The following is a 7,027-nucleotide window of genomic DNA, read 5'->3' as shown; positions in this document are numbered from 1 at the left end:
GCCTACGGTTTAAACCCCCGAGTCGTTTTCACGCCCTCGCTGGGGGTTAACACGCACCCGCTGGGCGGCCCCGCTTTTCCCCCGACACCCGGGCGCCCGCTCCTGATCGGGTTCACCGCGGGATGCCGCGCCAGCCCTCCGGGTCCACCCCGCCGGGCACCGGCGCGTCCGTGGCGTACGGCTCGCGCGTGAACATGAACGATCCGAGGTCGAGATGGCTCACCGCGCCGTCCGGCCGCCGTACGGCCCGCAGGACCTCTCCGGCGTAGTAGCCGTCGAGCCCGGTCCAGGTGCCGTCGCCGTTCGTCCGGAAGCGGGAGCTGCGTCCGCCGCCGGCCACGGGGCCCAGCGTGACTCCGTCGCCGTCGGTGAGGCGGAGCGCCACCACCTGGGTGCCCCAGTACCAGGGTCCGGCCAGCTCCAGGACAGAGGCGTCCACTTCGGGGAGGGGCCGCCAGGGCTCGGGGATCCTCGGCTCGGCGTCGGCCACGATCGCCAGGAGCTCCGCGGCGACGGACGCGGCGGGAACGCCCGAGGTGCAGTTGGCCAGCGTGACGGCCACGAGTCCCTCCTCCTCGCAGAGCCACAGCCCGGCCACGAACCCGGGCAGCGACCCGCTGTGCCCCACGAGCGTGCGCCCGTCCCGGTGCGCCACCTGCACCCCGAGTCCGTACGAGGCGCCCCAGTCGCCGGGCAGCGTCGGAGCGGCCGGAGCCCGCATCTCGCGCAGCGATTCGGCCCCGAGCACGCGCTCGTCACCGGCCACGAGGAACGCGGCGAAGACGGCCAGGTCGCGGGTGGTCGACCACAGCTGCCCTGCTGCCGCCATCAGTCCCAGGTCCTGGCTGGGTTCGGGCAGCATCACATCGGCGTAAGGGTGCACGGCCCATCCCCCGGCGTACGGGGCCTGCGGCTCGGCGCTGGTGCGGGTGAGGCCGAGCGGGTCGAGGACCTCCCGCTGGAGCACCTCGGCCCAGGGCGCCCCGCGCAGCTTCTCGACCAGTGAACCCAGCAGCGTGTAGCCGGGATTGGAGTAGTGGTGACGCCGGCCCACCGGGTGCCGGAACGGCTGCTCGCCGAGGACCTCGCCCAGCGTGGGCCGGAGCTCGGCCGACGACCGCTCCCACCACTCACCCGGCGTCTCGGCCGCCAACCCACCGGTGTGCGCCAGGAGTTCGGCGATGGTCACCTCGCCCGCGCCGGTGCCGGGCAGATGCTTCTCCAGCGGATCGGCCAGGTCGAGAAGGCCCTCGTCACGCAGTCGCAGCACGAGGACGGCGGTGAACGTCTTGGTGATCGAGCCGATCCTGTACTGCACGTTCTCGTCGGGCCCGTGTCCGTCCACGGAGGTCCGCGATCCCGTCCACACCAGGGCGCCGTCCCGGGCGACCGCGGCGACGAGCGACGGTGCGCGCCCCTCGCTCTGGGCCACGGCGATGCGGTGCAGCAGCGCGCGCCGCGTGGAGGGCAGCAGTTCTTCCGGGGATGCCTGGGGTACCGGGGAGACCGGCGATGTCGTCATCGCCCCAGTTCATCGTGTGCACGCGCGCCCGTCGAGCCGATTACCGTCCGGCCGGTGCGACCCGTCGGCGGCGTGTCACTTCGCGAGGCGGGCCGCGATGCCGTCGAGCAGGCAGTCGAGGCCGATGTGGAAGGTGGCGTCGGCGTCCAGGTGGGCGGCATCGTGCACCACCGTGGCCAGGGCGGGGAATCGGCCGGTGGCGAAGGTCCGTTCCAGGTAGGGACCGAGGGAGGCCTGCCAGCGCTTCTCGTCCATCCCGGTGGCCCGCTCGGCACGCCGGTCGGCGATCTCCCGGCGCACCGCCCCGATCACGTACGCGTTGACCGCGGCGACCAGCGGCATGACGGCGTCCACGTCGACCTCGTCCAGGGCTGCGACCACGCACTCCCCGGTGGCCAGCGCGTGCGGCCCGAGCTGGGGCCGGCCGCCCAGGAGATCGGCGAGCCATTCGTGCCTGTGCGCGGTGTGCCGGGTGGATTCGGCGAGGGACCGGAGAACCTCCCGCCAGCCGTCTCCGGTCGGCCGGATCTCGGCGTGCGCGGCGTCGACCATCAGGTCGAGCAGTTCGTCCTTGCTGTCGATGTAGCCGTACAGCCGCATCGGCCGGACGTCGAGCACGGTGGCGACCTTGCGCAACGACACCGCGTCCAGGCCGTCCGCGTCGGCCAACCGGATCGCCGCGCGCACGATCCGTTCCCTGCTCAACGGGGCCGGGACCGGTCGTTCCGCCGGCTCCGGCCTCTCCCACACCAACATGCCGCTCACCATACAACGCATGGACCGATACAGTGTATTGACCGATACGCTGTATCGGTCGAGTCGACGTATCGCTGCACGACTGCACTGCTGCACTGCTGCATCGCTGAAGAGGAGGCGACCATGAGCATCGCGATCGTCGGAGCCGGGCTGGGCGGCCTGGCCCTGGCCCGGGTCCTGCATGTGAACGGCATCGAGGCCGTCGTCTACGAGCGGGAGGCGTCCCGCCACGCGCGCGGGCAGGGCGGCATGCTCGACATCCACTCGGGGCAGAGGGCGCTGCTCGAGGCAGGACTCATCGACGAGTTCCACGCGATCGCCCGTGGCGAGGGTCAGGACATGCGTCTGCTCGAACCGGACGGCACGCTGCTTCTCCAGGAGGACACCCCCGACGACGCCCCGCTCGACCGGCCCGAGGTGGACCGTGCCGATCTGCGCGCTCTGCTGCTGGACTCCCTGCCCGAGGGCACGGTGCGCTGGGGACACGCGTTCACGTCCGCCGGCGACGGCCTGCTGCGCTTCGCGGACGGTGCCCGCGCGCCGTACGACCTGCTGGTCGGCGCGGACGGCGCGCACTCACGGGTCCGCCCGCTGCTCACCGACGCCCGGCCGGAGCACCTCGGCCAGAACGTCGTGGAGATCGGCATCCCCGACGTCGACCGCACGCACCCCGACCTCGCGGCGATGGTCGGACGCGGCACCTACTGGGTGCTCGGCGACGGAAAGTCCCTGGCGGCGCAGCGCAACGGCGACGGCCGCGTCCGCATCGGCCTCACCTTCCACGGCACCGCCGAGGACTGGTTCGCCACCAGCGGGATACCGCTCGACGATCCGGCCGGGGCCCGGGCGCGGCTGATCGATCTGCTCCCCGGCTGGGACGCACGGTTCACCGCGCTGATCGAGGCCTGTGACGACACGGTCGTCCCTCGGTCCCTCTACACGCTCCCGGTCGGTCTGACCTGGCCGTCCGCACCGGACGTCACGCTGGTCGGCGACGCCGCGCATCTGATGCCGCCGGTGGGAGAGGGCGCCAACATGGCGCTGCTCGACGGCGCCGAGCTCGGCCTCGCGCTGGCCGCGCACCCGGGCGACTTCGCCGCGGCGGTCAGGACGTACGAGCGTGAGATGTTCGAGCGGACCGGCGCCGCCGCCCGGATGTCCACGGACCTCCAGAACATGCTGACGGCGCCGGACGCCGCACGGAAGATGCTCGCCTTCTTCCAGCCCGGCTGAAGCCTTCCGTCGCCGGGCGGCCGTCCTCGATCAGGTCTGCGCCATGTCCACGAAGCGGGAGTAGTGGCCCTGGAAGGCGACGGTGATCGTGGCCGTCGGGCCGTTACGGTGCTTGCCGACGATGATGTCGGCCTCGCCCGCGCGCGGGGACTCCTTCTCGTAGGCGTCCTCGCGGTGCAGCAGGATGACCATGTCCGCGTCCTGCTCGATCGAGCCGGACTCACGCAGGTCGGACACCATCGGCTTCTTGTCCGTGCGCTGCTCGGGACCACGGTTCAGCTGCGAGAGCGCGATGACCGGGACCTCGAGCTCCTTGGCGAGCAGCTTCAGGTTTCGCGACATGTCCGAGACTTCCTGCTGACGGCTCTCGGAACGCTTGGAGCCACCGGCCTGCATCAGCTGCAGGTAATCGATGATCACGAGCTTGATGTCGTTGCGCTGCTTGAGGCGGCGGCACTTCGCGCGGATCTCCATCATCGACAGGTTCGGCGAGTCGTCGATGTAGAGCGGGGCCGCCGAGACCTCGGGCATCCGGCGCGCGAGGCGCGTCCAGTCCTCGTCGGTCATCGTGCCGGAGCGCATGTGGTGCAGGGCCACCCGCGCCTCGGCCGACAGCAGACGCATCGCGATCTCGTTGCGCCCCATTTCGAGGGAGAAGATGACGCTCGGCAGGTTGTGCTTGATGGACGCCGCGCGCGCGAAGTCCAGGGCGAGCGTCGACTTGCCCATCGCGGGGCGGGCGGCGATGACGATCATCTGGCCGGGGTGCAGGCCGTTGGTCAGCGAGTCGAAGTCGGTGAAGCCGGTCGGCACACCGGTCATCTCGCCGCTGCGCGAGCCGATCGCCTCGATCTCGTCGAGGGCGCCCTCCATGATGTCGCCGAGCGGGAGGTAGTCCTCGCTGGTGCGCTGCTCGGTGACCGCGTAGATCTCGGCCTGCGCCTTGTTGACGATCTCGTCGACCTCGTCGTCGGCCGCGTATCCCATCTGCGTGATGCGCGTGCCCGCCTCGACCAGGCGCCGCAGGACCGCGCGCTCGTGGACGATCTCCGCGTAGTACTCGGCGTTCGCCGCCGTCGGCACCGTCTGGACGAGGGTGTGCAGATAGGAGGCGCCACCCACCTTGTTGATCTCGCCACGCTTGGTGAGTTCGGCGGCGATGGTGATCGGGTCGGCCGGCTCGCCCTTGGCGTAGACGTCGAGAATCGCCTGAAAGATCGTTTCATGGGCGGGTTTGTAGAAGTCCGCCGCCTTGAGGACCTCGACGACGTCGGCGATCGCGTCCTTCGACAGGAGCATGCCGCCGAGCACGGACTGCTCGGCATCGAGATCCTGCGGCGGAACGCGCTCGAAGGTGGCGGGACCCTCGTCCCAGCCACCTTCTTCCCGGCCTCGCTCGTGCTGGTCCCCCGGACCTCGGCCGCCGTCCCGCCGACGGCGGGTGGGGGGCAGACGATCACTCGGACCGCTGTCGGCCCAGGGGTCGTCCAATGGCTCGGAGATACTCACCGGGCCACCTCCTCCCGTCCGCCGAGCGGACCTCGCCGTGCCTCTCATTCCTACGGCACGACACTGACAAATCAGGGGCCCGATTCCGCTTCTGACGCGTCGGATCCGCGAGGTTTCCGAGGTGTCAGGACACGGTGGGCGCCGCACCACGGTAGGCGCGCGGGCACCGTCAGCCAATCTGGTTATCCACAGGCGGTGTGGATGACGGGCCTCTCTCTGTGGACAACTGGGGAAAACCTGTGCACGACACGGTGGACAGCCCTGTGAACAAGCCCTCAGGCCTTTCTGCACACACTGTCTGACCTGCTGCTTTGCCGTCCACCGGCTGTGCAGAAGAAAAACTTTCCCGGTCGGCGCAAGATCTCTGTGGATACCGCCGCGCGACACGCGGAAGAGCTCCGCAAGTAAGGGTCTCTCAGCAATTGCATCTCTTACCTGTGGAAGATTAGATTGGTGCCCATGACACAGGCTCCCGCGACACCCAAGGCCGCCCGGCGCCGGCACGACCGAGAGATCGTCGCCCTGGCCGTCCCGGCCTTCGGCGCCCTCGTCGCGGAGCCGCTCTTCCTCATGGCCGACAGCGCCATCGTCGGCCACCTCGGCACGTCCCAGCTCGCCGGTCTCGCTGTCGCCTCGGCCCTGCTGACGACCGCCGTCAGCATCTTCGTCTTCCTCGCCTACGCGACCACCGCCGCGGTCGCCCGCCGGGTCGGCGCCGGCGATCTGCGCGCCGCGATCCAGCAGGGCATGGACGGCATCTGGCTCGCGCTGATCCTGGGGGCCGCGGTCATCGCGGTCGTCCTGCCCACCGCACCCGCCCTGATCGACCTCTTCGGCGCCTCCGACACGGCCGCGCCCTACGCGGTCACCTATCTGCGGATCTCCGCCCTCGGCATCCCCGCGATGCTCGTCGTCCTCGCCGCCACCGGCGTCCTGCGCGGCCTGCAGAACACCAAGACCCCGCTCTACGTCGCCGTCGCCGGCTTCATCGCCAACGGCGCGCTCAACGCGGGCCTGGTCTACGGCGCCGACCTCGGCATCGCCGGCTCCGCCTGGGGCACGGTCATCGCCCAGATCGGCATGGCCGTCATCTACCTCGTCGTGGTCGTCCGGGGAGCCCGGCGCCACGGCGCCTCGCTCCGCCCGGACGCGGCCGGCATCCGCGCCTGCGCCCAGGCAGGCGCCCCGCTCCTGGTCCGCACGCTCTCGCTGCGCGCGATCCTGATGATCGCCACAGCGGTCGCGGCCCGGCTCGGCGACGCCGACGTGGCCGCCCACCAGATCATCCTGTCGCTGTGGAGCCTGCTGGCCTTCGCCCTCGACGCCATCGCCATCGCGGGCCAGGCCATCATCGGGCGCTATCTCGGCGCGGACGACGCCCAGGGCGCCCGCGACGTGTGCCGCCGCATGGTCCAGTGGGGCATCGCGTCCGGCGTGGTCCTCGGTGTCCTGGTCATCCTCACCCGGCCACTCTTCGTGCCGCTGTTCACCAGTGACCCGGTCGTGCAGGACGCCGCCCTGCCCGCCCTCGTCGTCGTGGCCCTGTCCCAGCCGATCTGCGGCATCGTCTTCGTGCTCGACGGTGTCCTCATGGGGGCGGGCGACGGCCCGTACCTGGCCTGGGCCATGCTGATCACCCTGGCCGTCTTCACACCCGTCGCCCTGCTGGTACCGGTCCTCGGCGGCGGCCTCACCGCCCTCTGGGGTGCGATGACCCTGATGATGGCGGTCCGCATGGCAACCCTCTGGATGCGCTACCGCTCCGGCCGCTGGGCCATCACCGGCGCGACCCGCTGACCCGTCCCGTACGGCCCGAAGCGCACCGTTTCACGTGAAACACCGTGCCGCGCCCACGGCCGTGAAACCACCGGTCCGCGGTCGCCGTGACCACACCCCGGCAAGCATGTGGGGGCGCCCCCCCCCGGGTGCGGGCCCCCAAAACGTTAAACGCAAGTGAAAACCAGGGGGAGGCCCAGACGTCCACCCCGATTAACAAGGGCCGCAACA

5 protein-coding genes are annotated in these 7,027 nt (G+C 70.8%); 2 read left to right on the top strand and 3 right to left on the bottom strand.

Annotation, left to right across the window (positions count from 1 at the left end; all coding sequences use genetic code 11):
- Positions 1 to 112: 112 nt before the first annotated feature.
- Both ACFW9D_RS03605 and ACFW9D_RS03600 read right to left on the bottom strand, forming a co-directional pair.
- Positions 113 to 1,522 carry a serine hydrolase domain-containing protein gene (locus ACFW9D_RS03605; RefSeq protein ID WP_384617294.1) on the bottom strand — a complete coding sequence of 470 codons (1,410 nt, stop codon included), beginning with the start codon at positions 1,520 to 1,522 and terminating at the stop codon, positions 113 to 115.
- Between the two features lie 75 nt (positions 1,523 to 1,597).
- Positions 1,598 to 2,278 (bottom strand): TetR/AcrR family transcriptional regulator, encoded by a 681-nt coding sequence (locus ACFW9D_RS03600; RefSeq protein WP_384617291.1) that lies wholly within the window; start codon positions 2,276 to 2,278, stop codon positions 1,598 to 1,600.
- A gap of 123 nt (positions 2,279 to 2,401) precedes the next feature.
- Between ACFW9D_RS03600 and ACFW9D_RS03595 the strand changes: the two genes are divergently transcribed.
- Positions 2,402 to 3,511, top strand: a complete 1,110-nt coding sequence (locus tag ACFW9D_RS03595; protein WP_384617288.1) for an FAD-dependent oxidoreductase — start codon at positions 2,402 to 2,404, stop codon at positions 3,509 to 3,511.
- Between the two features lie 30 nt (positions 3,512 to 3,541).
- Here ACFW9D_RS03595 and dnaB read toward each other — a convergent pair whose 3' ends face one another.
- Entirely contained in the window at positions 3,542 to 5,020 is a 1,479-nt protein-coding gene (dnaB, locus tag ACFW9D_RS03590; protein ID WP_188337941.1) for a replicative DNA helicase, read from the bottom strand.
- A gap of 450 nt (positions 5,021 to 5,470) precedes the next feature.
- On the opposite strand from dnaB, the gene ACFW9D_RS03585 reads away from it, so the two are divergent.
- Positions 5,471 to 6,817 carry an MATE family efflux transporter gene (locus ACFW9D_RS03585; protein WP_384617285.1) on the top strand — a complete coding sequence of 449 codons (1,347 nt, stop codon included), beginning with the start codon at positions 5,471 to 5,473 and terminating at the stop codon, positions 6,815 to 6,817.
- Positions 6,818 to 7,027 lie beyond the last annotated feature (210 nt).

It is taken from the genome of Streptomyces sp. NPDC059524, from assembly GCF_042749255.1.
GTDB classification, from domain to species: Bacteria; Actinomycetota; Actinomycetes; order Streptomycetales; family Streptomycetaceae; genus Streptomyces; species Streptomyces xanthii.
The sequence above is the reverse complement of the archived record's forward strand: the minus strand, read 5'-3'. Positions and strand labels throughout refer to the sequence as shown.

Bases quoted from the DNA above. Each gene is read 5' to 3' on its own strand.
- ACFW9D_RS03600 (WP_384617291.1), bottom strand. From the start codon at position 2,278: ATGTTGGTGTGGGAGAGGCCGGAGCCGGCGGAACGACCGGTCCCGGCC.
- ACFW9D_RS03605 (WP_384617294.1), bottom strand. From the start codon at position 1,522: ATGACGACATCGCCGGTCTCCCCGGTACCCCAGGCATCCCCGGAAGAA.
- ACFW9D_RS03595 (WP_384617288.1), top strand. From the start codon at position 2,402: ATGAGCATCGCGATCGTCGGAGCCGGGCTGGGCGGCCTGGCCCTGGCC.